The 24,763-nt window shown below is 61.8% G+C and carries 22 protein-coding genes, 1 tRNA gene and 1 other RNA gene; 21 read left to right on the forward strand and 3 right to left on the reverse strand.

The genetic code is table 11. The features are described from left to right. The first annotated feature begins 25 nt into the window (after positions 1-25). The 20 genes from dnaG to acpS all read left to right on the forward strand — a co-directional run bounded on the left by dnaG (position 26) and on the right by acpS (position 21,954). On the forward strand, positions 26-1,834 hold the full coding sequence (gene dnaG / locus P8K07_00720; protein ID MDG1957043.1) for a DNA primase: 1,809 nt from the start codon (positions 26-28) through the stop codon (positions 1,832-1,834). Positions 1,835-1,845: 11 nt separating this feature from the next. After that, positions 1,846-1,919, forward strand: a tRNA-Ile gene (locus P8K07_00725). 131 nt (positions 1,920-2,050) lie between these two features. Then, a complete protein-coding gene (locus P8K07_00730; GenBank protein ID MDG1957044.1) occupies positions 2,051-2,800 on the forward strand; it encodes a C4-type zinc ribbon domain-containing protein in 750 nt (249 codons plus the stop codon). Positions 2,801-2,856: 56 nt separating this feature from the next. Then, positions 2,857-3,208: RNase P RNA component class A (gene rnpB, locus P8K07_00735), an RNA gene on the forward strand. Positions 3,209-3,509: 301 nt separating this feature from the next. After that, positions 3,510-3,965 (forward strand): division/cell wall cluster transcriptional repressor MraZ, encoded by a 456-nt coding sequence (locus P8K07_00740; GenBank protein ID MDG1957045.1) that lies wholly within the window; start codon positions 3,510-3,512, stop codon positions 3,963-3,965. Continuing rightward, a complete protein-coding gene (gene rsmH / locus P8K07_00745) occupies positions 3,949-4,977 on the forward strand; it encodes a 16S rRNA (cytosine(1402)-N(4))-methyltransferase RsmH (GenBank protein MDG1957046.1) in 1,029 nt (342 codons plus the stop codon). The genes P8K07_00740 and rsmH overlap by 17 nt, the downstream gene beginning before the upstream one ends. Then, positions 4,964-5,404, forward strand: a complete 441-nt coding sequence (locus P8K07_00750; GenBank protein ID MDG1957047.1) for a hypothetical protein — start codon at positions 4,964-4,966, stop codon at positions 5,402-5,404. The genes rsmH and P8K07_00750 overlap by 14 nt, the downstream gene beginning before the upstream one ends. Beyond that, entirely contained in the window at positions 5,401-7,374 is a 1,974-nt protein-coding gene (locus P8K07_00755) for a penicillin-binding protein (protein MDG1957048.1), read from the forward strand. Before P8K07_00750 ends, P8K07_00755 begins: the two co-directional genes overlap by 4 nt. Further along, positions 7,371-8,918 carry a UDP-N-acetylmuramoyl-L-alanyl-D-glutamate--2,6-diaminopimelate ligase gene (locus P8K07_00760; protein ID MDG1957049.1) on the forward strand — a complete coding sequence of 516 codons (1,548 nt, stop codon included), beginning with the start codon at positions 7,371-7,373 and terminating at the stop codon, positions 8,916-8,918. Before P8K07_00755 ends, P8K07_00760 begins: the two co-directional genes overlap by 4 nt. A 414-nt stretch (positions 8,919-9,332) precedes the next feature. Next, the gene (gene mraY, locus P8K07_00765; protein MDG1957050.1) at positions 9,333-10,409 is read left to right on the forward strand and encodes a phospho-N-acetylmuramoyl-pentapeptide-transferase; all 1,077 of its coding nucleotides are present in this window, start codon (positions 9,333-9,335) and stop codon (positions 10,407-10,409) included. Then, a complete protein-coding gene (gene murD / locus P8K07_00770) occupies positions 10,406-11,749 on the forward strand; it encodes a UDP-N-acetylmuramoyl-L-alanine--D-glutamate ligase (GenBank protein MDG1957051.1) in 1,344 nt (447 codons plus the stop codon). The genes mraY and murD overlap by 4 nt, the downstream gene beginning before the upstream one ends. A gap of 17 nt (positions 11,750-11,766) precedes the next feature. After that, positions 11,767-12,897 carry a putative lipid II flippase FtsW gene (gene ftsW, locus P8K07_00775; protein MDG1957052.1) on the forward strand — a complete coding sequence of 377 codons (1,131 nt, stop codon included), beginning with the start codon at positions 11,767-11,769 and terminating at the stop codon, positions 12,895-12,897. Then, positions 12,884-13,978 carry an undecaprenyldiphospho-muramoylpentapeptide beta-N-acetylglucosaminyltransferase gene (gene murG / locus P8K07_00780; protein MDG1957053.1) on the forward strand — a complete coding sequence of 365 codons (1,095 nt, stop codon included), beginning with the start codon at positions 12,884-12,886 and terminating at the stop codon, positions 13,976-13,978. The genes ftsW and murG overlap by 14 nt, the downstream gene beginning before the upstream one ends. 9 nt (positions 13,979-13,987) lie before the next feature. Beyond that, positions 13,988-15,382: a UDP-N-acetylmuramate--L-alanine ligase gene (murC, locus tag P8K07_00785; protein MDG1957054.1), complete on the forward strand. Its 1,395-nt coding sequence runs from the start codon at positions 13,988-13,990 to the stop codon at positions 15,380-15,382. Next, complete coding sequence (locus P8K07_00790; GenBank protein ID MDG1957055.1) at positions 15,382-16,323, forward strand: D-alanine--D-alanine ligase; 942 nt, start codon at positions 15,382-15,384, stop codon at positions 16,321-16,323. The genes murC and P8K07_00790 overlap by 1 nt, the downstream gene beginning before the upstream one ends. Next, the gene (locus tag P8K07_00795) at positions 16,320-17,201 is read left to right on the forward strand and encodes an FtsQ-type POTRA domain-containing protein (GenBank protein MDG1957056.1); all 882 of its coding nucleotides are present in this window, start codon (positions 16,320-16,322) and stop codon (positions 17,199-17,201) included. Before P8K07_00790 ends, P8K07_00795 begins: the two co-directional genes overlap by 4 nt. 1 nt (position 17,202) lies before the next feature. Next, a complete protein-coding gene (gene ftsA / locus P8K07_00800; GenBank protein ID MDG1957057.1) occupies positions 17,203-18,432 on the forward strand; it encodes a cell division protein FtsA in 1,230 nt (409 codons plus the stop codon). A 58-nt stretch (positions 18,433-18,490) separates the two neighbouring features. After that, positions 18,491-19,750 carry a cell division protein FtsZ gene (ftsZ, locus tag P8K07_00805; GenBank protein MDG1957058.1) on the forward strand — a complete coding sequence of 420 codons (1,260 nt, stop codon included), beginning with the start codon at positions 18,491-18,493 and terminating at the stop codon, positions 19,748-19,750. Positions 19,751-19,865: 115 nt separating this feature from the next. Next, complete coding sequence (locus P8K07_00810; GenBank protein MDG1957059.1) at positions 19,866-21,551, forward strand: radical SAM protein; 1,686 nt, start codon at positions 19,866-19,868, stop codon at positions 21,549-21,551. A gap of 4 nt (positions 21,552-21,555) precedes the next feature. Beyond that, positions 21,556-21,954, forward strand: coding sequence for a holo-ACP synthase (acpS, locus tag P8K07_00815; protein MDG1957060.1), 399 nt, complete (start codon positions 21,556-21,558; stop codon positions 21,952-21,954). Between the two features lie 9 nt (positions 21,955-21,963). Here acpS and P8K07_00820 read toward each other — a convergent pair whose 3' ends face one another. Then, on the reverse strand, positions 21,964-22,182 hold the full coding sequence (locus tag P8K07_00820; protein ID MDG1957061.1) for a hypothetical protein: 219 nt from the start codon (positions 22,180-22,182) through the stop codon (positions 21,964-21,966). Between the two features lie 94 nt (positions 22,183-22,276). On the opposite strand from P8K07_00820, the gene P8K07_00825 reads away from it, so the two are divergent. Beyond that, entirely contained in the window at positions 22,277-22,654 is a 378-nt protein-coding gene (locus P8K07_00825) for a hypothetical protein (GenBank protein MDG1957062.1), read from the forward strand. Here the strand turns inward: P8K07_00825 and P8K07_00830 are convergent. Continuing rightward, positions 22,651-23,814 (reverse strand): ArsA-related P-loop ATPase, encoded by a 1,164-nt coding sequence (locus P8K07_00830; protein ID MDG1957063.1) that lies wholly within the window; start codon positions 23,812-23,814, stop codon positions 22,651-22,653. The two genes, P8K07_00825 and P8K07_00830, sit on opposite strands and share 4 nt — an antisense overlap. Beyond that, on the reverse strand, positions 23,807-24,724 hold the full coding sequence (locus tag P8K07_00835) for an ArsA-related P-loop ATPase (protein ID MDG1957064.1): 918 nt from the start codon (positions 24,722-24,724) through the stop codon (positions 23,807-23,809). The genes P8K07_00830 and P8K07_00835 overlap by 8 nt, the downstream gene beginning before the upstream one ends. Positions 24,725-24,763 lie beyond the last annotated feature (39 nt).

Here is a 24,763-nt window from a genome sequence, read left to right on the forward strand (position 1 = left end):
CCGCTCAGGAGAAAACTGCAGCCAGATGTCCGCTTCCCGCGATCCGATTGTTGACGAGATCAAGCAAAGGCTGAATCTCGCCGAGCTCATCGGGGAGCACGTTTCCCTCAAGCGCAGTGGCCGCGGGTTCACCGGGCTCTGTCCGTTCCACCAGGAGAAATCGCCTTCCTTTCACGTGGATGCCGACAAGGGTTTTTTCCATTGTTTCGGATGCCAGGAGGGCGGCGACGGCTTTACCTTCCTGATGAAGGTCACCGGGCAGACGTTCCCGGAAGCATTGCGGGCTCTGGGGCGCCGGGTCGGGGTCGAGGTTCCGGAGAAGCGCCGAGACGAAGGCATAGAGCGTCTTGGCGAAGTGAATACGACCGTCGCCGAGTTTTTTCGCGCGGCCCTGCTGGACGAAAAGCGCGGCGCGGCCGCTCGAGAGTATCTTGCCGCCCGCGGGATTGATGAGGAGACCAGCGAACGCTTTCTGCTCGGATATGCTCCGGGGGATGGATGGGCGGATGCGTTGGTTCGGCGTGGCGTTGGAGAGGCAGATCTCCGCAAGCTGGGCCTTGCGAGTTCCTCGAGGCATGGCAGCGGATTATATCCGCTCTTCCGAAATCGATTGATGTTCCCGATCCGCGACTTAAGTGGTCGGGTGATCGCCTTCGGCGGCCGCCTGATGGGGGATGCCGAGGGCCCGAAATACATCAATTCCCCTGAATCGCCTCTCTATCACAAAGGTCGACACCTCTACGGCTTGGACGCGGCCCGTGACACCATCCGGGAGACCGGGCGGGTGCTGCTGGTCGAGGGTTATATGGATGCCATCGCGCTATCGCAGGCGGGATTGCGCAATGCTGCGGGGGTTTTGGGTACCGCATTGACCACGGACCAGCTGCGGCTCGCGCGTCGGTTCGCTGACGAAATCGTCGTCTGTTTCGATGGGGATACCGCCGGGAGGCGCGCGGCGCTGCGGGTGTTCCCGATCTGCGTCGACGAAGTCGATCTCTGGCCCAAGGCGGTTTTTCTTCCGGATGGGGAGGATCCCGACAGTCTGGTGCGCACCGGCGGTACCGAGGCGATGCAGGCTCTCGTCGACAAGAGCGGCACCTTGATCGACTTCTATCTCGACGATCTGGTCGCCTCCGGCTCGGCCGACGGAGGCGACCGTATGGCCGCAACCGCGCGCGCGGCGAGAACGATGGCCGAGGTCCTGGCTGGCGTTACCGATCCGATCGTCCGCGATAAATTGGTGCGCGGCGCTGCGGGGCGATTGGGGATCTCGGAGGAGGCGCTTCTCGAGGCCGCTCGACAGGCGTGGCAACGACGTCGACAGCAGAACCGGTTCGAGCGGGAGCGCGAACCCGGGCAAGACGGGGAGGAGACCGAGTCCGTGCCACGGCCGAATGCCCCTCGGGGATATTCCTCGGAGGCTTTGCTGGTCGAGTTGGTTCTATGCAGTGCGGATGCGGCACATCGCGCAGAGGAAGGTCGCGTATGGGCCAACTTCGGCAACGCGGGTCTCGCCGGGCTTCTGGCGCGGATCGTCGAGAGGCGGCGAGCGGGAGAGCGGTTTGAGCCCGCGGAATTTTTCAACGAGCTTCCGTCAGGAATGGCGGAACGGGTGCATCGCCGCTTGAGTGCGGATGGCGGGGAGGGTGATCTCGACTCCGAGGTAGATGCCTGGTTCTCGCGTCGGGTGGTCGAAGCCGCGAAGGTGGACCGTCAGGAGTTGATCGCTCAGCTTCGAGCTGCCGAGACCCGAGGGGATCAGGCCGGAGTCGCGGCCGCGCTGGAGGCCTTGCGCAATGCTCTGGCACCTGTGACGAGAGATGGAGAAGGATAGTCCGTCCATGGGGGCCCGTAGCTCAGTTGGTCAGAGCAGTCGGCTCATAACCGATCGGTCCCAGGTTCGAGCCCTGGCGGGCCCATGGTTGTGGCGCATGCCCCGAGCGTTCGGGGCATGCGCTTCGCAAGAAGAGCAAAAACCCCCCGGACTTGCGTACAGTTTTTTGACTGGTAGGTTTCTCCTCCGGTCGAGTGTGGAGCAACAGAGGTGAACTTGAACGATAGCGCAATCGATATTCTCGCATCACTTCAGGCCATCGACCAACGCCGGCGTGAGCGCACTCTCGAGATCGAGGCTCTGGAGGAGACCACGGCAACCTTGCGCGCGGCCCTTGATGGAACGACGGCCATTGTCGCCGCACAGCGTGAGGTCGTCGGCTTAGCCGCAGTGCGTCGTCGAGAACTCGAAGCCCTTCTGGCAGAGCAGGAAAAACGGGTGATGGAGCGCCGGATGCGCATCGGTCGCATCCGCAACGACCGAGAACTCGAGGCCGCCCAAAACGAGATTTCCAGCCTCCGCGAGGCGAAAGCCCGCCATGAGGAGGAACTTCTCGAGTTGATGGAAGAAGCCGAGACGACGGATGTCGAAATGGCGGAGGCCGAATCCGGGCTGCAGGAGCAGTCCGAGGCAGCCCGGGCGCATGAGGACTCGGCCGCAAAGCGGATTACGACCCTGAATGCCGAGAACGAGGCCGAGGCTGCCGAGCGCGAGCGGATCGCGGCCCAATTGCCCGAAAATCTGCGCCGGCGCTATGAGCAGGTCTTCAAGCGCCGAGCCGGTCTGGCCGTGGTGCGAGTCCGGAACGGGAATTGTCTCGGCTGTAATATGAAGGTGCGGCCGCAACTCTACAACGAAGTTCTGCGCCGGGAGTCCATCCAGACCTGTCCGGACTGTCAGCGGATCCTGTATTGGCGCGAAGATACCGAAGCCGATCGCGAAGCGGACGAACTCGAAGAAACCTGAGCTTTTTCTCGCCAGCTTGCAGTGGCGACTCGGATTCTGCACAGTTGAGGTGGAGTCGGAGCGGGTCGGATGATCGATCTGAAGTTCGCTTCGGGTAGGAAAGTCCGGACACCATAGGGCAAGACGGCCGTTAACGGCGGCCTCGGGTAACCGGGGGAAAGTGCCACAGAAAACGAGTCGGCCCTGGAAGGTCAGGGTCAGGTTGAAAAGGTGGGGTAAGAGCCCACCGGCCGCGCGCGAGAGCCGCGGCGCTTGGTAAACCCCGTCTGGTGCAAGGTCGACATGGGGAGGGTGACCCGCCCGAAACCCAGGTAGATCGCTTGAGGGTATCGGCAACGATATTCCCAGAGGAATGGTCATCAACCGCTTCGGCGGTGACAGAATCCGGCTTATAGGCCCCTCCGGCTCCACTTTTCCCCCCGGCCATCCCCGGAGCGGCCCCTCATGCGCTTGATCAGCCGAAACGGCCGACCTGTGGCCCGGACTCCCTCTGATGCAGGGATTTACCCCCACTGGTGCTGGTCCTCTTTTTTCGATGGCTCGCCTCTCGAGATTTCGAGAAAAATATGAGAAAAAACATAGTAATATATTCAATTCTTGCGATCGGCACGGAAACCGCTCGTAAAGCCTATTGACAGAGAGCGGCAATTCCAAGACATAGATGGTGGGGAAAGGTGGGGAATAGTGGGTTTTGTTCCCTCCGACCATCATGTTTCAGGGAAGCTTTCGAAATACGCTAGATGGCAAGGGACGCATTGCGATCCCGGCTCGATTCAGGGAAGCCCTCGGTGCGGTCGAGGAGGACCGCCTGATGGTGACCCATTTCGAGGTTGCCGGCGTGCCATGTCTCGAAGCCTACGCGCCTCGCGCCTGGCAGCAGCTGGTCGAAAGCCTGACCGAGGGGATGGGCCAATTCTCGCAGTCGCGAATGCTTTTTGAGACGGTTTACGTCGGCGGGGTCCAGACCTGCCAGCCGGACAAGCAGGGCCGCGTGCTGATTCCCCAGGATTTGCGGAAACGAGCCTCGCTCGAGCAGGAAATCATTTTTCTCGGCGTTGGCCAGAAATTCCGCATGTTCGAATCTTCTGCCTACGAGAAGGTGGAACAGGCGTTCCACTCGATTGTGGCCAACAATCCGGATGCGTTCCGTGACTTGGGGATCTGATCCAGTGGGGAACTGGCGCCAGACCGCGATGGCGCGTGACGAGGGGATGATGGAAGAGCCGTTGCATGTGCCCGTGATGTCGACCGAAGTCGTGGACGCGATGCTCGGTGGTGCACGTCCGGGCCCCTTGCGGCTGGTCGATCTGACCTTCGGCCTCGGCGGCCATTCACGAGCACTCCTTGAGGCAGCTCCGGCCGGCAGCGAGATTCTTTCTCTGGATCGCGACCCCGAAGCCTTGTCGATCGCCCGCGAAACTCTGGCGCCATTCGGGGTTCGTGTGCACGCCGTCCACGCCTGTTTTTCCGAATTGCCCGAGCAGCTTGCGAAGCTGAACTGGCCAAGTGTCGATGGGGTTTTCGGTGACCTTGGGGTCTCCTCGTTGCAGTTGGATTCGCCCGACCGCGGCTTCTCCTTTCGCACGGATGCCGCTCTCGATATGCGGATGGACGCCAGCCACGGCGAGACAGCGGCTGATCTTCTGGCGGAAATCGACGAGATGGCTCTCACCAAGGTGATTCGCGAGCTGGGCGAAGAGCCTGCGGCACGCCGAATTGCTCGAGCGATTTGCCAGGAAGAGCCGCGCCCCACGACAACCGCGGAGCTACGCGCACTCGTCGGTCGAGTCGCCGGTGGTCCTCGTCATCATCGACGGCGAATCGACCCGGCAACCCTGACGTTTCAGGCCTTGCGCATTTGTGTGAATCGGGAACTGGAAGAGCTCGAGTCCGTGCTGGCCATGTTGCCGGAAATTCTCGCGAGCGATGGTCGTGCGGTATTTCTGGCGTACCACTCGCTCGAAGATCGCCGTGTGAAACGTGCGTTCCGCGAATGGATGCGCGCCTGTGTCTGTCCGCGCGAGCTTTTGGTCTGTCAGTGTGGCGGTGAGCCGCGAGCCTTCGCGGTCGTACGTGGTGCGATGAAACCTTCTGCAGATGAAGTGGGTCGCAATCCGCGAGCGCGAAGCGCTCGGATGCGGGCGATCCGCTGGGGAGGCTCCGATGGCCGCGGCTAGTGTTCCCCGAGGACGCGTTGCGCGTCGAGCGGCTTCTCCCTCGCGTCGTCGCAATCAAGCGGCGACGAAGCGAAAGCGGACTTCGGTGGGCGTGGCGGGTATTGGCCGATCCCCACGGCGCTCCGGACAGGCGCGGGTGGTCGAGCTCGGCATCGCGGCACGTGCCCAGCTCACCCGGCGTAATCTTTTCGCCGGAAGCCTCCTTGCACTCGTCGGTTTGGTGAATGTGTATTCGGGGCTCTGGGTCAGCGGGCTCAGCTACGAACTGACTCACGCCCACGAAGTGCAGGGGCGGTTGGAGCGAGAACTGCAGGATCTCAAGGTGGCGTTCGCGACAGCGACGGCCCCCGATCGACTCGAGGCAATGGCTGGCGATCGGCTCGGTTTGAAGCCGCCTTTGGCAGGTCAGGTGGTGATCCTCCCATGATTGCCCATGGCGCCCACACGGAACGTAGCCAGCGAATCGCAGTTGTTGCGATCGGGATTCTCCTCGCCCTCGGCTTTCTCGCGGGGCGGGTTGCTCAACTCTCGATCGTCGATGGCGAAGGTCTGGCCGCCCGCTCGGCTGATCAATACGCCAAGCAGATTCGCTTGCCGGCTCCGCGCGGCGCTATCTTTGCCAGCACTGGAGAGATTTTGGCGGAAACGGTTTCGGTAGCGACGGTTTATGCCAGCCCTCGTTATCATCCGATTCCCGCGGAGCTGCGTCCGCAAATTGCGGCGAGCTTGGGTGTGGATCTGGCGATCATCGAGCGCCGTCTGGATTCGGGCAAAGGATTTGTGAACCTTGCCAGGCGGGTTTCGCGGCCGGCCGCCGAATCGGTGATGGCTCTGCGACTGAATGGTGTCGGAATTATTGAAGAAAGCCGGCGCAGCTACCCTCACGGGGAACTCGCCGCTCATGTCCTGGGCTTTGCCAACTCGGAAATGCTTGGAGCCGAAGGTCTCGAGCTTCGCTACGATCGCTGGTTGCGAGCACCGGAGCTGGTCTATGACGTCGAGAGGGACGGGAAGGGCCGGATTCGCTTCGTCGGCGGGGTAGATCCCCAGGAGGGAGATCGCTCCCTGGCACCGGGTGCCGAACTCGAACTGACGATCGACCCTCGAATTCAGGCAATTGTCGAGAGGGAGCTCGCAGCTGGCATCGAGAAGTTTGAGGCTGATGCCGGAAGCGTCGTGGTGCTGGACCCCTCCACGGGTGCGATCGTGGCGCTTGCGAATTTCCCGACCTTCGATCCGAATCAGGCCGGTTCATTCACCGGTGCCGAGCGCCGGAATCGCGCGATCACTGACGTTTTTGAACCGGGCTCAACCTTCAAGGCATTTCTCGCCTCCGCCGCCGTCGATGCCGGTGTGATTACCCTCGACGAAGAATTCGATTGCGAAGAAGGCGCCTACCGAATTGGCCGGCGTACGATCCACGATACCCATTCCTACAGCATGCTCACCCTGCCCGAGGTGATTCAATACTCGAGCAATATCGGGACGACGAAGGTCGCCGAGCGCATGGGAAGGGACACCTTTGCCACCTACCTCACCGGTTTCGGATTCGGCGCGCGCACAGCAGTGGATTTGCCGGGTGAAGTCCGCGGGATCATGAACCCGGTAGCTGGATGGGGGCCGATCGAATTGGCCACGACGAGTTTTGGTCAGGGAATTGCGGTCACGCCACTGCAGTTGGCTGCAGGTTTCGCCGCGATTGCGAACGGCGGCATTTGGCACCAGCCGCATGTGCTGGCTCGCGCGACGTCCGAGGAGGGCCGACTGCTCTATGCTTGGGAACCCACGGCCGCCAAATCGCGCCGGGTCATTCGTGAGGAGACGGCCCGCGAAGTGGGCTTGATGCTGGAGAGCGTCGTGGATGGAGATGGCGGTACAGGCAAGAATGCTCGTATTGCCGGGGTTCGTGTCGCTGGGAAAACAGGCACCGCCCAGAAGGCGCGTCTCGATGGCCGTGGCTACTCCAGTGAGAGAATCGCTTCCTTTGTTGGATTTGCCCCGGCCGATGAACCGGCTTTGGTCACCCTGGTGATGGTGGATAATCCTCGAAAGGCGACCTATGGTGGCACCGTGGCCGCGCCGATCTTTCGCGAGGTCATGCAGCGGGCTCTGGATCAGGTGGGGCTGCGCCCTCGTCTCGCGCCTCCGTCGCGGATGGGGGTTTGGCCTGCCGTGTTGCCGCTGGAGCAGGAATCGGACGAGGTCGATCTTCCCGAGGGTTCCTTGCCTTCCTTTGTCGGCATGAGTTTGCGTCGCGCTCTTGCTCAAGCCAATGCCTTCGGCTTCCCCGTGGAGTTTGAAGGGAGTGGATTTGTTGTCGAGCAATTGCCGCTGGCGGGCTCGAGTCTGTCCGATCCTTCGATTGCCTTGCAGCTTCGCCTGGAGCCTTCGGCATGAACAGTCTGAGTTCATCGATGCCTTTGAAGGCTCTGCTAAAGCGACTGCCGGAGACTCGACTCGTGTCCGGCGGGGACGAAGTTGAAGTTTCCTCGGTCGCGCTCGATTCCCGAACTGTGCACCCGGGGGCTCTTTTTGTGGCTCTTTCGGGAAGTGCGGCCGACGGTATGGATTTCGTGACCGAGGCGATTTCGTTTGGTGCAGTCGCCGTAGCGGTTGCCGAGGATGCGGTCGCGGAGGCCTGCCGTTTGGTCGGGGGCGCGCCGGTCGTGGCTTGCGAAGACCCCCGTTTTACCGCGGCCCATGCGGCTGCGGAGGTTGCCGGGCGACCATCGGAAAGCCTGACGATCGTTGCGGTGACCGGGACCAGTGGAAAGACGACGACCACCTATATTCTGGAATCAATCTTTGCGGCTGCGGGCTATCCAAGCGGCGTTCTGGGTACGATCGAATATCGATTTGCCGACAGGAAGATTCCGTCGGCACTAACGACGCCGGACGCGGTAGTTTTGCAGGGGCTCTTGCGCGAGATGTGTGATGCGGGTGTCACGCATGTGGCCCTCGAAGCTTCGTCGCATGCCCTCGAGCAGGGGCGCGTGGACGGGACGTCCGTCGCAGCGGCCATTTACACCAACCTGACGCGAGACCACCTCGACTATCACGGCGATGCGGAGAGCTACGCGGCTGCCAAGGCACGCCTGTTCGAAGTGATCCTGCCCGCTTCGGCCGAGGGTTCACTCGCCGTCTTGAATGCCGCCGACGAAGCGGTTGCTGCGCTCGGTGCCAGCCTTGCGGTGCCGACCTGCTTTTTTGGCCCGGATGCGGAGGTTCGCTGCGAGAATATAAGCACCGATCTTGGCGGGATTCGGGGGACGCTCTGGTTGGGTTCGGAATCCTGCGAACTGCACTCGCCTCTGGTGGGGCAGGCGCATTTGGAGAATCTGATGGGGGCCGCCGCGGCGGCCTGGAAGATTGGGGTCTCTCCCGATGCGATCGCCCGCGGAATCGCTGCCTGCGCCGGCGTTCCGGGTCGCCTGGAGAAGGTCGATGAGGGCCAGAAATTCCCCGTTCTTGTCGACTATGCTCACAAGCCCGATGCTCTGGCGCGGACTTTGGAGACCCTGCGGGAACTGACCACGGGCCGGCTGATTGTCTCATTCGGCTGCGGTGGCGATCGCGATCGCGGCAAGCGCGGCGAGATGGGCGCCCTGGCGGCACGTTTGGCCGACTTGGTCGTGCTCACTTCGGATAATCCGCGAACGGAAGATCCAGAAGCTATTTTACAGGAAATCGAGACCGGAGTGCAGCGTGAGGGCGGCATAAAGGTCGAACCGACGACGTTCGGGAAGAGTGGGGTTGTGGGGGAGTATGTGGTGCTTCCCGAACGTCGGTCGGCGATTCGTTTGGCGGTGGCAACAGCTCGGGCTGATGACGTCGTTCTGATCGCCGGCAAAGGTCATGAAGATTACCAGATCGTCGGGACGGAAAAGTTCCATTTGGACGATCGGGAAGAGGTCCGTCGGGCTCTCGGGGAGTGCGTATGAGCACACGAGAGCATTCTGACCGGCGGTATTTTTGTTGTGGGGTGGGGTGGAGGAGGAGTGAAGCGTCGGAGTGTGAGCACGGGCTCGTACTCCGACGCTGGTTCACTCAAGAGAAACAGTTAATTTCCGGATTCCAGATGCAAGTGGTGGATGTGGGTTGTGGTGTGGCGCATCTGGAGGAACGGACGCGGGTCGGGGGGCAGGAGGGTGCGTGCCCCCCGACTCGTAGTCCTTTTCCAGGATGGGTCCGGAGCAAGATGTACCGTGCGCGTGATGTGGTGGATGTGGTGAGTGGTTGTGGTTCGCGCACGGTCCTTCGGGGGGAGGGCTGTTGGATGTTGTCTTCTGCAAGGAAGCGGCATCCGCAGTCCGCCCCGACGAAAGGTCGGCTTTCAGGTTCGGGGACAAGTCACGATGCTTTTTGAACTCCTCTACCCACTGCATACGACCTACTCGGCCTTCAATGTTTTTCGATATATTACGTTTCGCACACTTCTCGCCGGTTTGGCGGCGCTGATCATTTCGCTTTGTCTGGGACCTCTGTTGATTCGCTGGCTGGGTTCGATGAAAGTCGGCCAGAACGTCCGCAATGATGGCCCGGAAAGCCACCTGGCCAAGGCCGGGACGCCCACGATGGGCGGCACTCTGATTCTTTTCTCCGGTCTGCTGGCGACGTTCTTGCTCGCTGATCTTCGAAATTCGTTCGTATGGCTCGCGCTTTTGGTCACACTTGGATTTGGCGCCATCGGTTTTGTGGACGACTACCGCAAGCTGCGCGGGCAGAGCTCCGATGGACTTTCGGCGCGCGGAAAACTGCTCCTGCAGGGGATTTTGGGCCTCGCGGCGGGACTCTTTCTGGCAACGCGTCCAGAGTTCTCGACGACACTCAATTTTCCTTTGCTCAAGGAATTCAACCCGGACCTGGGCTGGTGGTACGTTCCCTTCGCGGCTTTTGTTCTTGTAGGCACATCGAATGCCGTGAACCTGACGGATGGACTCGATGGCCTGGCGATCGGCCCGGTGGCGATCGCTGCGGCAACTTCGGGGTTGTTTACCTATATCGCCGGCAATGCAGTGATGGCGAATTATCTGCAGGTCGAGTACGTGCCGGGTGCTGGCGAATTGATGATCTTCTGTGGCGCACTGGTCGCCGCGAGCCTGGGCTTCCTTTGGTTCAATGCCTACCCAGCGCAAATGTTCATGGGCGATGTGGGGTCGCTACCCCTCGGTGCCGCGATTGGTTTGCTGGCATTGGTGAGCAAGCAAGCGCTGATCCTGCCATTGCTCGGCGGTGTATTTTTTGTCGAGGCACTCTCGGTGATTCTGCAGGTAGGATCATTCAAGCTGCGTGGCAAGCGCATCTTTCGTATGGCGCCCATTCATCACCACTTCGAGCTCAAAGGTTGGCCAGAGCCCCTTATTATTGTGCGCTTCTGGATCATTGCGGTGATCTGCGCCTTGCTATCGTTGGCGACATTGAAATTGCGATGAAGGAAGCGGCGCTGCAGGGAGCCGAGGTGCTCGTCATCGGGAATGGTCGAACCGGCAATTCGGTTGCGAAATATCTTCTCGGTTGCGGCAGCGAAGTTGTCCTCTGCGATCAATCACCGCAAGCGGTTTGTGCGCCCGACCTTGCGACGCAGGTGAAGTTCCACGCAGGCAATGAGGGTGCCGGACTTGTCGCTGGCAAGTCGCTGGTTGTGCCAAGCCCGGGCGTACCGGCGACGGCACCCGTGCTGCTTCGGGCCCGGGACCTGGGTGTTCCTGTGCTCTCGGAGATCGAATTGGCAGCAACCGCTCTGAAGGTCCCGCTTCTCGCGATTACCGGGACCAATGGCAAGAGTACAACAACCGAACTGGTGGGCGCGATGTTGCGAGCCGCCGGTCGGAGGCCTTTTGTCGGGGGCAACCTGGGGACGCCGTTGCTTCTCGCGCTGGAGAATGACGTCGATACGGTGGTCGCCGAGATCTCCAGTTTTCAATTGGAGTGGGTCGAGGACTTCCATCCCCGTGTCGCTGCCATTTTGAATCTGACCCGAGATCACCTCGATCGACATGGCGATATGGAATCCTACGGCGAGATCAAGGCGCGGATCTTTCAGCGTCAGACTCCAGACGATGTGTTGATCATCAACCGGGACGATGCGGAGGTTCGCCGTCTCGCGGACACGGCGAGCGGTGAGGTTCATTCGTTTGGCCGATCGCCCCTGCTCGGCAGGGGGGCGCGGATCCACGACGATCGGATCGAGGTCGTTGGGGCATCGGAGACTTTCGCGGTTCCTCTCGTATCTGCGGCACTTGATGGTGCCCATAATGAGGAGAATATGGCGGCGGCCCTGCTGCTGGCGCTCGCGCTCGGGGTTCCGCAAGCGGCGGCTGTTTCGGTCCTCGACGGGTTTGTCGGGCTGCCGCATCGGATGGAGCGAGTGGCCGAGGTGGCCGGCGTCACCTTTATCGATGACTCCAAGGGAACCAACGTCGGCGCTCTTTGCAAATCCTTGACCGGCTTCCCGCAAGGGCGCGTGATTCTGCTCGCGGGCGGCCGTGCGAAAGGTGCTTCGTTCTTGCCGGCTCGCGAGTTGGTAGCCGAGCATGCTCGGGCGGTCGTCGCGTATGGCGAAGCGGCCGATGCGATCGGTGACGCTTGGTCGAGTGTGGTTCCGGTGCAGAAGGAAGCCAAATTTTCGGATGCATTTACGGCGGCATGGGAGCTTTCGGTGGCGGGCGACACGCTGCTGCTCTCGCCGGCCTGTGCGAGTCAGGATCAATTTATCAACTATCAGGAGCGCGGGCAGGCGTTTGCCGCGCTCGCGCAGGGACTGGACAGTTGATCGCCCGGTCCGCACCGATGCGACCGAGCTATGATCTCGGCCAGCGTCCCGCCGTTCTGGCGACCCACCGCGTGGATCGCTGGTTGTTGGGAGCGCTGGGGCTGTTGGTCGCATTGGGTCTTTTGCTCGTCCTCGATGCCAGTTTTTTTGTTGGGGCGGAGATGTATGGCGATCCTTACGCGATCGCACGCCGGCAACTGGGATTTGCCATGGTGGCTATCGCCGAGGCGGCTCTACTGACCCGCGTCCGCTCGGATGTTTTTCGTAAACTGGCGTATCCCTCGTTGATTCTGGTGCTCTTGCTCCTCGCTGTCGTGCTGATTCCCGAGATCGGACAGGTGCGCAACGGAGCACGACGTTGGATCGCGGTTGGTTCCATGGCCTTCCAGCCATCGGAGTTGGCGAAGGTGGCGATGGTGCTTTACCTGGCACACTCTCTGGCACGGAAAGAGAAGCGTATGGGAAGCTTCAGCTACGGAGTGGCGCCGCATCTGATCGTGGCCGCTTTTCCCGCAGGGTTGCTCTTGCTGGAGCCCGACTTCGGCACAGCGGGACTTCTTGTGGCTCTGGTATTCGCGATGCTCTTTGTGGGCGGGGCTCGCCTCAGTCACCTGGCCGGATTGGTCCTGTTGGTCGTACCGCCGGCTTTCTGGCTGGTCTGGTCGTCCACCTATCGATGGAATCGCGTGGTCGGGTTCCTCGACCCCTTTGCGGATCCTCGGGGGAACGGTTTTCAGCTGGTTCAGTCCTTTCTCGCATTCGGGAACGGTGGGGTGACCGGGGTTGGGCTGGGTGCGGGCAAGCAGAAGCTCTTCTGGATCCCGGAGGGCCATACCGATTTCATCTTCGCTCTTCTGGGCGAGTCCCTGGGTTTGTTGGGCGCGGTCTTTGTTCTCTGCTGTTTCGGGATGATTGCCTTCCGCGGGTTCGCCGTTGCGGCGCGATCGCTGGATCGCTTCTCCAGCCTGCTCGCTTTTGGTGTGACGTTCCTTCTGGTCGCGCAAGCGGTCCTGAATATCGCGGTGGTTCTGGGAGTCGTGCCGACCAAGGGGATGCCCTTGCCCCTGCTCAGCTATGGCGGCTCTTCGATGCTCACCACCGGACTCCTCGTAGGAATTCTTTTATCCCTCTCACGTGAGACGCGATGAGAAAGGCGATCTGGTGCGTGTGATTGTCGCTGGCGGCGGCACGGGGGGGCACCTCTTCCCCGGAATCGCGGTGGCCGACGCCCTGCGTGAGACTCAAGGTGCCGAGGTCCGCTTTATGGGCAGCGAACGTGGGATCGAGCGAAAATTGGTGCCGCAGAACGGCTACCCGGTCGACCTGCTGCCGGTGCGAGGCTTTCGTGGCAAGAGTCTGACGGACTCCTTTGCTGCCGTGCGCGATCTTGCGGTGAGCTTATGGCGTGCGCGTCAGTTGGTCGCTGCTTTCGCACCCGATCTGGCGATCGGGGTGGGCGGCTACGCGGCTTTCCCGGCGATTGCGGCCGCCTGGCGGCAAGGCGTGCCGATCGTTCTTCTCGAGCAGAATGCTGCCGTTGGTTTGACGAATCGGATTCTCAGCCGATTGGCGCAGCGAATCTGTGTGAGCTTCGCCGAAACGGCGGAGGCGCTCGGGCCACGGGCGATTTTCACGGGCAACCCGATTCGATTTTCTTCTCCCGGTTCTTCGGCGCCCGCTCGGGAGGAAGGGGCGTTTCGTTTGCTGGTCTTTGGCGGCAGTGCGGGCGCACGCAAGCTGAATCAGGTGGTACCCGAGGCGGTCGGGGGGATGACCCTTCCGGTTCAGGTACGTCATCAGGCCGGAGCCTCCGAGGCGGAGGCCGTCCGGGCTGCGTATCGAGCGTGCGACGTTGATGCGGAAGTGGAGACCTTTATCGAGGATATGGGTGCGGCTTATGATTGGGCGGATCTGGTCATTTGTCGGGCCGGTGCTTCGACGATTGCGGAGCTGACTGTGCTGGGGTGCCCGGCGATTCTGGTGCCATATCCATATGCGACCGGTGACCACCAGACGGAGAATGCGCGGCCGCTTGATGCCGCCGGTGCTGGTTGGCTTGTCCCGGATGCGCAGTTGCAGGCTGACAGTCTGCGGGCACAGATCGAGTCGTTGCAGGCATCGCCGGATCGTTTGGCCTCGGCGGCTCAGGCGTCCCGACAGCTTGGACGCCCCGGTGCCCTCGAGGCGGTGGTCGAGGTCTGCGTGGCCGCGAGCACCGCGGGAGTGTAGGCAGAGGGTATGAGTCAGGGGCACCGGATACATTTTGTCGGCATCGGCGGGATTGGCATGAGCGGGATCGCCGAAGTTTTGCTGAATCTGGGCTATTCCGTGAGTGGCTCGGATCTGTCGGAAAGCGATACGACCGAGCGACTGATTTCGCTTGGGGCGCACGTGGTCTTCGGCCACGATCCTGATCATGTGGACAAGGCGGTTGATGCGGTCGTCATTTCCTCCGCAGTGAAGTTCTCCAACCCGGAAGTGGCGCGCGCCCGCGATCTCCAGATCCCCGTGATCCCGCGAGCCGAGATGTTGGCCGAGCTGATGCGGATGAAGAGCGGGATCGCCGTTGCGGGGACCCACGGGAAGACCACAACCACCTCGCTTCTCGCGCAGATCCTCTCGGAGGCCGGGATGGATCCGACCACCGTGATCGGTGGCAAGGTGCACTCTCTCGGCTCCAATGCGCGCCTCGGAGAAGGCGAGTATCTGGTTGCCGAGGCCGACGAGAGCGACGGGACGTTTCTCCTGCTCTCGCCTACGATCGCGGTAATTACCAATATCGACCCGGAGCATTTGGAGCATTGGGGGAGTGTGGAGAGGGCTGCCGATGCCTTCCTGGAATTTGCCAATCGGGTTCCCTTTTACGGAACCGCCATTCTGGGCGTGGACAGTCCCCGTGTCGCGGCGCTGGTGCCTCGGCTTCGCAAGCGCTTTCTGACCTATGGGTTGACCCGGGACGCCGAGTTCAGTGCGCGTGATCTGCGCATTGAAGGTTTGGAAACCCGCTTTGTGGCCACCCGCGCCGGGGAGGATCTCGGCGAGGTCCGGGTGGCATCGCCGGGCCGTCATATCGCCATGAATGCGTTGGCCACAATCGCTGTTTGTCTCGAGATCGGAGTTCCCTTTCCCGCTGTAGCTGCGGGACTGGCGGCGTTTACGGGAATCCATCGGCGCTTCGAGATTCGCGGACGTGCCAACGGAGTGACGGTGGTCGATGATTACGGACATCACCCCGAGGAGGTGCGGGCAACCCTGCGGGCGGCACGCGAGGGGCTGGGCGGCCGACGGATCGTGGTCTTTCAACCCCATCGATACTCGCGGACACGAGATCTTTTCGAGGATTTTCTCGGAGCCTTCGATGATGCAGACCACCTGTTGCTGATCGATATCCACGCCGCGGGGGAAGAGCCGATCGACGGCGTTGATGCAGAATCTCTTGCAAGGGCGCTCGCCCGGCGGGGCCATGCGGATGTTCGCTATGTGGCTGATCGAAGCACTCTGGGGGCTGCGGTGACCGAGATAGCACGTCCTGACGATGTGGTGCTTTTGATGGGGGCGGGCGATATCATTCGGGACGGGGATGGCGTTGTTGCGGCCCTTTCCGGATCACGAAATCTGCGGGGGTCTTCCTGATGGAGATCGCGGGGCGGTACCGTGACCGGAAAGTCGGCATCCTGACGGGTGGACTTTCCGCAGAACGCGAGATTTCGCGCCGCAGTGCGGCGGCCGTTTACGGCGCGCTGGAGAGGCGAGGCTACGAGGTCGAACTGGTCGAGGGGGATCGGTCGGTGGCCGCCGGGCTTAGCTCTTCGGGGGTCGAGGTGGTGTTTAACGCCTTGCACGGTCGCTACGGCGAAGACGGATGCGTGCAGGGGCTCCTCGAGGTGTTGCGGATTCCCTACACGGGCAGTGGGGTTCAGGCGAGTTCCCTCGCGATGGATAAATGGCTGACCAAAAAAGTCATCGAGTCCGCCGGGATTCCGACACCTGCGGCCGATCTTCTTGCCGCCCACGATCGCCCCGATCGGTCGTATCCGATGGTTCTCAAGCCGAGGTCCGAGGGGTCCAGCAACGGCGTGGGGATCGCGCACGGGCCCGAGGAATTGCCCGCAGTCCTTGCCGGCGCACGTGCGTTTCCGGGAGATGTTCTGGCTGAGGATTTTATCGCCGGTCGGGAGGTGACAGTGGCCGTCCTCGAAGGAAAGCCGCTGGCAGCCATGGAGGTCATCGCCCTCGGCGACGAGTTTCATAGCTGGGAGGTGAAATATACGGCGGGTCGCGAGGAGTTTATTCTCCCCGCGCCGCTGGGGGAGCGCTACGAGGAGGCGATGGCCGTCGCGGCGGCAACGCATGAAGCGGTCCAGGCGTCTGTCTACAGTCGCGTGGATTTGCGGATCGATGAAGCCGGGAACCCCTTTGTTCTCGAGTGCAACACCTTGCCGGGCCTGCACGAGTTGGGATGGTTTCCGCGGATGGCGGCCTTTGCGGGGATCGAATTTGACGATCTGATCGAGGGATTGCTGGATCGAGCGGATCTGGGCGTTGTCGAGACCGTTCGCGAGGAGGGGAAATGAAATCATCCGGAACCAGAAAAAAGGTTCGCAGTCGCGCCGGGGCCGCTACTCGCGGGCGCCACGGGAGTCATGCCCGCTTCGCTCTTGGCGCAAACCTTTCGGCTTGGGTCCGGGCTCGCCTGATGCGTCCGCAAAACATCGTTTATTTTCTGATTTTTGCCACGTTTTGCTTTACTTTTCCCTTCCTGCTGCGCTACATAGGAAACCACCATTATTTCGCTCTGAGCGAGGTAGTGGTCGTTGGAACGGAGCGACTCGACGAGTCGCAGGTGCAGAGGTGGATGGGATTGTTGGAGGGTAGGAGCATCTGGAGCGCTTCGCCGCGAACGCTGGAGACAGAGTTGGCGCGGCAACCGGCGATTGCCGGGGCCGAGGTGCGCCGCCTTCTGCCCGACAGGCTCCATGTGACGATCGAGGAGGCCGTACCGCGCGCCTTGCTCCGAGCCGGCAGTGATTTCTACCACGTCAGTGCGCAGGCCGAGATCATCGGGCCCGTCGCGCGACCCAGCGCGCTCCTGCCGATTGTCTCTCTGGACTCCGAAAAATTACCGACACCGAAAGAACTGCGCGAGGCGCTCGCTGTCGTTTCTCTCTTCGAGGAAGGTCAGGGCGGCATCGCGGTCTCCGAAGTGGAGATTGATCGTACCGACGATCGTCGTGTTCTGGTTGCGCATGCCTCCAGCGGGCGGTTGACCGTCCGGCTGGGATGGGGTGATTGGTCCGGGAGACTGGCAGCTCTTGCCCGCGTGGTAGCCGATGTTTCCGGTCCACGGGCGGAGGCCGGTTTTGTCGACACCGCTCACCTCACGGGCACCGTCGAGGTGATCGATTCGCAAACCGTCGTCGCCAGGTGGCGTACGCGCGGAGGGGCGGCCTAGCATGTCTCGGAAGCAGCCCATTCACGTCGCTCTCGATATCGGAACTCATCAGGTTTCGGTGCTCGTTGCGTCTGTCGAAGAGGCTGCGCCACGAATTATCGGTGTCGGAACATCGCCCTCACGGGGGCTGCGTCGGGGCGTCGTGGTGGATATCGAGGCCACGGTTCAGGCGATCCAGCGGGCCGTCCGCGAAGCCGAGATGATGGCGGATTGCGAGATCCACACTGTGGTTGTCAGCCTGAGCGGCAGCCATATTCAGGGAGTGAGCAGCCACGGGATGGTTCCGATGAAGAGTCGGGAAGTCTCACGAGAGGATGTGGATCTGGTCCTCGAAGCAGCACGCACGATCAAGCTGCCTCTGGATCGAGAAGTCCTTCATGTTCTCAGCCAGGGCTATACGGTCGACGATCAGGCGGGCATCCGGGATCCCGAGGGAATGGCTGGCGTTCGTCTGGAGTCGCGGGTCTACGTTCTCACGGCCTCGACCCCGATCGTCCAGAATATTCAGAAATGTTGCAATCGGGCGGGCCTCGTTGTTTCGCATGTGGTTCTCGCGCCTCTGGCTTCGGCCGCCGCTGTTTTGGGTGAGGAGGAGCGCGAGTTGGGCGTGGGTGTCATCGATATCGGTGGCGGCACGACGGACTTTCTCGTCTTTCATGGCGGTGTGGTCCAGCACGCCTCGGTTCTGGGGCTGGGTGGTTCGCATCTGACCAACGATATTGCCGCCGGATTGCGCACGCCGGCGTCGGAAGCGGAGCGATTGAAGCAGCATTTCGGTTGTGCGCTCGCGAGTCGGGTGCCGGCCAATGATCATATCGAGGTTCCGGGTGTGGGGGGACGGGAATCCCGGCAAGTCTCACGCCAGGTTCTTGCTGAAATCATCGAACCGCGGACCGAAGAGATTCTTTCGTTGGTAGCTCAGGATGCGTCGCAAGCACGGGTTGAGGGTTTTCTGAGTTCGGGAGTTGTTCTTGTCGGTGGAACCGCGGAGCTGCCGGGCATTGTAGAGTTGGCGGAGCGGGTGCTGGGTTTGCCGGTGCGCCGCGGAGCGCCCCGAGAGGTTACAGGTCTCGGAGAAATGGTGGGCGATTCCTCCTGGGCGACCGGGGTGGGGCTGTTGTTGCTCGCGGATAGTGAAGAGTTGTTGTCTCGACAGGAAGAAGACGTTCCTGCGGGTGTCTTGACGCGTTTTCGTTCTCGAATGGGCGATTGGTTGCGAGATTTCTTTTAAACGTCACTCGAGGCCTGGGCAGGCAGCGCGTTGTGATGGGATGTTGAGGAGGCTGGGGATGAAAGAGCAAATGGCAGACAATCAAGAAGGCGCGAAAATCAAGGTCGTCGGAATTGGTGGCGGCGGTGGCAATGCGGTCAACACCATGATTCAGGCCGGGATGCCGGGCGTCGAATTCGTCGTCGGCAACACCGACGCACAGGCTTTGGTGCACAGCCTGGCACCGGTCAAGGTTCACCTTGGGGGTGAGGTCACCAAAGGCCTCGGGGCAGGCGCTGATCCCGAAAAGGGGCGTAACGCTGCGCTGGAAGACACCGAGATGTTGCGGGATATCCTGACCGGTTCGGATATGGTCTTTGTGACAGCCGGCATGGGCGGAGGCACCGGAACGGGTGCGGCGCCCGTCGTGGCTGCTGTGGCCAAGGAGGCCGGGGCACTGACCGTCGGAGTGGTCACAAAGCCCTTCATCTTCGAGGGACGGCGACGGATGCGGCAAGCCGAGCAGGGCGTCGAAGATCTCAAAAAGAATGTCGATGCGCTGATCACGATCCCGAACCAGCGTCTGCTCTCGGTCTCCAGTCGGAATATGCCGATCACGGAGAGCTTCCAGAAAGCTGACGATGTCCTCTTGCAGGCGGTGCGCGGAATTTCGGATTTGATTACCGTGCACGGGCTTATCAACCTCGACTTCGCGGATGTGCGCGCGATCATGAGCGAGATGGGGATGGCGATGATGGGTGCTGGTCTTGCCGAAGGCGAGAATAGAGCTGTCGAGGCCGCGCAGCGCGCGATTTCCTCGCCGCTTCTCGACGATGTTTCCATTCAGGGGGCGCGCGGTGTGTTGATCAATATCACGGGCGGCCCGGATCTCTCGCTCCATGAGGTCAATGAAGCGGCAACTCTGATCGAGGAAGAAGCGCACGAAGATGCCAACATCATCTTCGGTGCAGTGATCGATGAAGAAATGGCCGGCAAGCTGAGAATTACCGTGATTGCGACCGGATTTGGCGAGTCGGGCAGTTTGGCTCTGCCGACGGCAGACGAGGTGTTGGGACACCGCGAAGGCTTTGGCAATCGAGGGCGTCCGGATCTGACCACCCCCGCGGCACCGCCGCCAATCCCGGCCGCGACCCCGATCGGGGCTGCCGGCACGGGACAGGACGGTCGTCGAGTTGTCCGGATGGGAATGATCGAAGATGGTGCCGATCCGGTGCTTCGTCAGCACGAGGAGGCCAGTCACGCTCCGTCGACGATGGATGCGGTGGATGACGAGTCCGAGTACGATATCCCGACGTTTTTGCGAAAACAGTCGCAGTAATTGAACGGTTTCCGGGGGCCTGCTCTCCCCGGGGACTTCCCGGCCTGAAAACGCCTCTCGAGAAGATTCCTCGGGGGGCGTTTCTTTTGCGCGTGTGCAGGCTATCCTGCAGAGAGTGATTCGTGCTGAAGAAGTCGCCCGCAAGCGTTTGCGGGACGAACAACATCTGGGCCCAAAGCCCGCGGCTCGGGGCGAGTTTTCCTTCTGTCTGACCTATCCGAATACCTATCCCGTCGGCATGGCGAACCTCGGCTTTCAGGCGGTGTACGGGCTCCTCGGTCAGCAGGGGATGGGGGTCGAACGCGCCTTCCTCCCGGATGCACGCCCCTATGGCCGCGTGCGGACGCTGGAATCCGATCGCGCTCTCTCGGAATTTGATGTTCTCGCGTTCTCGATTTCGTTCGAGACCGATTATGTGCACGTCCTCGATATTCTGGCCGGGGCGGGTCTGCCTCTGCGGCGCGAGGATCGAACGAAACACGACCCTCTGGTGGTAGCCGGCGGTCCCGCGACTTTTCTGAACCCCGAGCCATTGGCCGATTTTGTGGATGTGTTCCTGATCGGCGAAGCCGAGGAGATGCTGCCGGAGTGGATCGAGGCCCTACGCAGCTCTCGCCATCGCGGTCGAGATGCCTGGGCACAAGCGAGCGAAACCGTCACAGGTGCCTACCTGCCCGCCAACTGGGCAGGCTTTCCGCATGGCTCCAGAGAGGATGCCCCGCGGGTCGAGCGACGCTATCTCGCCAACCTGGATGCCTTTCCGACCTCGACGCGGGTGGTCGCTCCGGATGCGGTGTTCGGCGATATGTTTTTGGTGGAGGCCAGTCGCGGTTGCGAATGGGGCTGCCGCTTTTGTGCCGCGGGCTATATGTATCGGCCCGTTCGGCATCGAAGCGAGTCGTCCCTGCGTCAGCAGGTAATCGAGGAGGCCTTGCCCCGATCCTCGTCTGTTGGCCTGGTGGGTGCCGAAATGGCCAGTCAGCCCGGAATTGCCGCGCTCTGCCATGAGGTCGCCGAACGCGGCGGTCGAGCATCGCCCTCATCTTTGAAGGCCGATATGATCAGTCCCGAGCTGGCCTCCGCGCTGGGGCAGGGTGCGACGCGGTCAGTGACAGTCGCTCCAGAGGCGGGCAGCGAGCGCCTGCGCCGACTGATCAACAAGAATCTCACGGAAGAAGAAATCCTTCGCGCCGCAGGGTTGCTGGCGGAAGGCGGGGTGCCTGCCATGAAGCTCTATTCGATGATCGGGCTTCCCACAGAAACCGATGAGGATGTTCTCTCTCTCATCGAATTGGCACGGAAGATTCGCGAGCGTCTCAGTGGGGTCGGGCGGATCACCCTTTCGATCAACCCGTTCGTGCCCAAGCCCTGGACGCCGCTCCAATGGGAGCCGATGGCGCCGCTGAAGGAGGTGCGCCACCGTGCGAAGCTCCTGCAACGTCAAGCAGCGACCATACCCGGCGCAACTGTGGATCTGGAGTCGCCGCGGGAGGCCTATTGGCAGGCTCTGCTTTCGCGAGGAGACCGACGAGTTGGCCTGATTCTGGAAGCGGTACACGAGCGGGGGGGCAAGTTCTGGCCGGTCATCCGTGAGGCTAATCTGGACGGCGGTTTAGGGGATTGTCCGCCACCATCGGAATTCGTGGAGCGGCGATTCTCGGCAGATGAAGACCTCCCCTGGGATTTCATCGACCATAATGTGTCGAAGAAATATTTGCTGACCGAGTGGCGCAAGGCTCTGCTCGAGCGCGAGACCGCGCCATGCGATGTCGCATCCTGCGTGAGTTGCGGGGCTTGTTGAGTCGATGATTATCGGAACAGGTGTCGATCTGGCCGGCATCGATCGCACAATGCTGGCGGTCGACGGCCCGAGGGGCCATCGATTCTGCGAGCGGGTCTTCTCTCCGGCTGAAATCGCTTATTGCGAGTCCCGCGGCAGGGTGCGTGGTCAGAGTTACGCGGCGCGCTTCGCTGCCAAGGAGGCGGTGATGAAGGCTCTGGGCGTGGGGTGGGGCAAGGACGCCGGTTGGCAGGATATCGAGGTGTTTCGGCAAGAAACCGGTCAGCCGGATGTCCGATTGCGAGGGGCCGCTGCCGTGACGGCCGAGCGGCGAGGGATCACCGCAATCCACCTTTCGCTCTCGCATGGAGAGGGTATCGCGATGGCTTTTGCCGTGGCCGAGGCGGTGCCGGCCGGAAGTTGAGCGTTCTTTTCAGTCGCTTTGGCGATCGATCTGCAAGCAGAGCGCACCCAGAGCGAAGGCGCCAAAAAAAAGCCCCCCGATCGTCCACAGCATCCCGGACCGACCATTGGCGCGCGCCAGTGCGAGACAGAGGCATGCAAAAGTGATGAGCATGCTGATCCCGGTGCCGATCATGGTCTCCGGCGGCAGTCCGGGCATGATCAGAAACAATAATGTGGGTAGGCTCATGGTGTAGGCTAAGGTATCCAAAACTTGACCCCGCAGTCGGAATCACTGTAGGGGAAGACGCCGCGTCTGGCGAGCGCCGAAGGGAAGGTTGGGTATGGCAGACCGAGAAAAGGAACCGGAGAGCATCTTGCAGTGGCTTTTCGGGGCCGGGGAAGGGCAGGTGCTCCGCCTGGTCGAAGAAATTTTGCAGAACCCGAAGATCGGGGAAGCCCTGTCTGTCGCCTTGCGTCGAGCCATGCAGACCCGCGGGCAATTCGACAAAAATCTGCAGAGCATCCTCGCCGCTTTGAACCTGCCTTCCCGGGCCGATATTGCGAACCTTGAATCACAGATCGAGAGCCTGCAGGGGAGTTTGGTGAACCTGAATATCAAGGTGGACCGCCTTCTCGCCGATCGGGCGCCGAAAAAACGACCGGCGCCGCGGCGCACCCAACGACCGCGTCCCGGCAGCTCGGTGGCTTCCTCCGACTAGAGGCTCGGTTCCTGATTTTGCGGATCGGAGTGCCCGAGCCGCGCGGCGATCGCCTGTACGCCACGCAGCGTCGTTGGTGCGGGCGTCAGCGTAGGTAGTTCCATCCAGAGTCTGGCCTCGGGGTGAGTGCCAACGGCCTGCATGCCATCGCGGAGTTCGCTGATCCACCGGCGTTGTTCGTCCTCGACCATTTCCAGATCACGGTTGCATTGAACCAGTTTACGCGCGAGGCCAGCGCTCCATCCCGCCGGCTTGCGATTCGTTTTCGTCTCCGGATCGAGAGGTAAATCTCCCGCACTGCCGAGGTAGGCCAGATCGAAGACGCGATTGAGAATCACGCTGTCGATCGGGATGCCGGCCTGGTCGACCTGATGGGCAAAGGTGAGCAGCTCGGGCGCGATATGAGGCTCGGGTGCTGATACCAGAACAAAGCGGGTTTCCTCGCCGTGCAGAAGATCTCGAATCGCCTCGGCGCGTTGACGAAACGCCGGAGCGATGGTGGCGAAGTCGGTGGCCAATTGAGAGATGTCCCGCATCAAATGCATCCCGGTCATCCGCTCGAGAGCGACAACCAGCGTGGTCAGAATCCCTTGCGCGATTCTGCCGGTGGCGGCCCCGACAAGGCGGAGCGGTTCGCTGAGGTAGTCCAACGCATTGGATTCGAGAAGGGCGAGGATCCGGTCGGGCGCATCGAAGAGTTCGAGCGCGTGCGTTGCTGGAGGGGTGTCGACGACCACCAGATCAAACCGATCATCTTCGGCGATCTCCAGAAGTTGCTCCAGAGCCATATATGAATCCGAACCGGCAAAAGCCCCGGCAACATTGCGATAAATCGGGTTTTCCAGGATAGCGGTCGCGAGGGTGCTGCCACCGGAAAGTCGTCGGACGAGATTGTCGAACAGCCCCTTGGCGTCGAGCAAGATCGCGTCGAGTGTTCCGGTTGCGTCGTCCGGAAGGGGGACTCTGTGCAGGGTGCCGGGTTCGTCCGGAAGTTCGAGAGCATCCTTGAGGCGGGCGGCCGGGTCGACTGTGAGCACAACCACGCGAAGTCCTCGTTGTGCCGCGGCGACAGCCAACGCGGAGGCGGTTGTCGTCTTGCCGACCCCTCCGGCGCCGAGCAGGACAACGACGCGAGTGCCGTCAAGGAGATCGTCAAGCATGGATCACCAGCGAGCGCAGGAGAACCTGCAAGGGGACGAGATCGCTCAGGGCCATCCCTTCGCCAAAAAGAAGGGGCAGTTCCAGCGGGCGCTCGCCAGCATCCTGTTTGAGTTGTCGTGCCGCCTCTTGCGCCTGAAGTCGGTGGAAGCGGAATAGATCGCCTGCGAGAAGGAGGCTTGGGTCGATGCTGTCGTCCTCGCGGGCTGCATTCAGTGCGCGTTCTTCGTTCTGGGTGAAGCGGCGCGGCCAGACGCGGTTCAGGATGGGCGGGAGTAGAGGGATTTGCAGTGCCGCCAATGCGCCGCGGAGTTCGCGGGCCTCTGCTACGGCCCAGTCCTCCGGAATGGCGACGACGGCCACTGCGGTGCGGGCCGGGTCGTTCATCAATTGATCCGTGCGGCGCAGCGTTTCGGCCAGAGGGCCGAGCAGGCTCAGATTCGCAAGGCTGCGAGGTGCCGCGAGCAGCGGCACGGAGTGTCCGCTGGCGGGGGCATCGAGGACGACGAGGTCAAAGTCGGAGACCCCCGCCGTTGTGCGCTCGACGTACTGGCGCACGCGATTGAGAAGGGCGGCCTCGAGAATTCCCGGGATCGCGGCGCAGAGAACCTGAAAGCTTCGGCTTGAGAGCAATCGCTCGGAGAGCATTCGGATCGGGACCAATTTTTGGATCAGGGACCGAATGCAGAGTTCTTCGTCGAGTTCCGCGGCCGACAAGTTGGATCGGATTTCGCGTGGTTCCGACTCGAGGGGCGATGTGCCCAGCACGGAGGCGAGGCGGCCTGGTCGTGCGATCTCGAGGAGCAGCGCTCGTTGTCCCTCTTCCGCCGCGGCTGCGGCGAGGGCGGCAGCGACTGTGGTTTTTCCGACGCCACCTTTCCCGGTAACGATGACGAGACGACCGGTCGACATGGCGCTGGGGTACCTCCGGCCCGATCCGCTTTCAATGCG

It is taken from the genome of Candidatus Binatia bacterium, from assembly GCA_029248525.1.
Classification (GTDB): domain Bacteria; phylum Desulfobacterota; class Binatia; order UBA12015; family UBA12015; genus UBA12015.

Coding starts and splice junctions, on each gene's coding strand:
- dnaG (MDG1957043.1), top strand. CDS start 26: ATGTCCGCTTCCCGCGATCCGATTGTTGACGAGATCAAGCAAAGGCTG.
- P8K07_00740 (MDG1957045.1), top strand. CDS start 3,510: ATGTTTCAGGGAAGCTTTCGAAATACGCTAGATGGCAAGGGACGCATT.
- P8K07_00750 (MDG1957047.1), top strand. CDS start 4,964: ATGGCCGCGGCTAGTGTTCCCCGAGGACGCGTTGCGCGTCGAGCGGCT.
- P8K07_00755 (MDG1957048.1), top strand. CDS start 5,401: ATGATTGCCCATGGCGCCCACACGGAACGTAGCCAGCGAATCGCAGTT.
- P8K07_00760 (MDG1957049.1), top strand. CDS start 7,371: ATGAACAGTCTGAGTTCATCGATGCCTTTGAAGGCTCTGCTAAAGCGA.
- mraY (MDG1957050.1), top strand. CDS start 9,333: ATGCTTTTTGAACTCCTCTACCCACTGCATACGACCTACTCGGCCTTC.
- murD (MDG1957051.1), top strand. CDS start 10,406: ATGAAGGAAGCGGCGCTGCAGGGAGCCGAGGTGCTCGTCATCGGGAAT.
- ftsW (MDG1957052.1), top strand. CDS start 11,767: ATGCGACCGAGCTATGATCTCGGCCAGCGTCCCGCCGTTCTGGCGACC.
- murC (MDG1957054.1), top strand. CDS start 13,988: ATGAGTCAGGGGCACCGGATACATTTTGTCGGCATCGGCGGGATTGGC.
- P8K07_00790 (MDG1957055.1), top strand. CDS start 15,382: ATGGAGATCGCGGGGCGGTACCGTGACCGGAAAGTCGGCATCCTGACG.
- P8K07_00795 (MDG1957056.1), top strand. CDS start 16,320: ATGAAATCATCCGGAACCAGAAAAAAGGTTCGCAGTCGCGCCGGGGCC.
- ftsA (MDG1957057.1), top strand. CDS start 17,203: ATGTCTCGGAAGCAGCCCATTCACGTCGCTCTCGATATCGGAACTCAT.
- ftsZ (MDG1957058.1), top strand. CDS start 18,491: ATGAAAGAGCAAATGGCAGACAATCAAGAAGGCGCGAAAATCAAGGTC.
- acpS (MDG1957060.1), top strand. CDS start 21,556: ATGATTATCGGAACAGGTGTCGATCTGGCCGGCATCGATCGCACAATG.
- P8K07_00820 (MDG1957061.1), bottom strand. CDS start 22,182: ATGAGCCTACCCACATTATTGTTTCTGATCATGCCCGGACTGCCGCCG.
- P8K07_00825 (MDG1957062.1), top strand. CDS start 22,277: ATGGCAGACCGAGAAAAGGAACCGGAGAGCATCTTGCAGTGGCTTTTC.
- P8K07_00830 (MDG1957063.1), bottom strand. CDS start 23,814: ATGCTTGACGATCTCCTTGACGGCACTCGCGTCGTTGTCCTGCTCGGC.
- P8K07_00835 (MDG1957064.1), bottom strand. CDS start 24,724: ATGTCGACCGGTCGTCTCGTCATCGTTACCGGGAAAGGTGGCGTCGGA.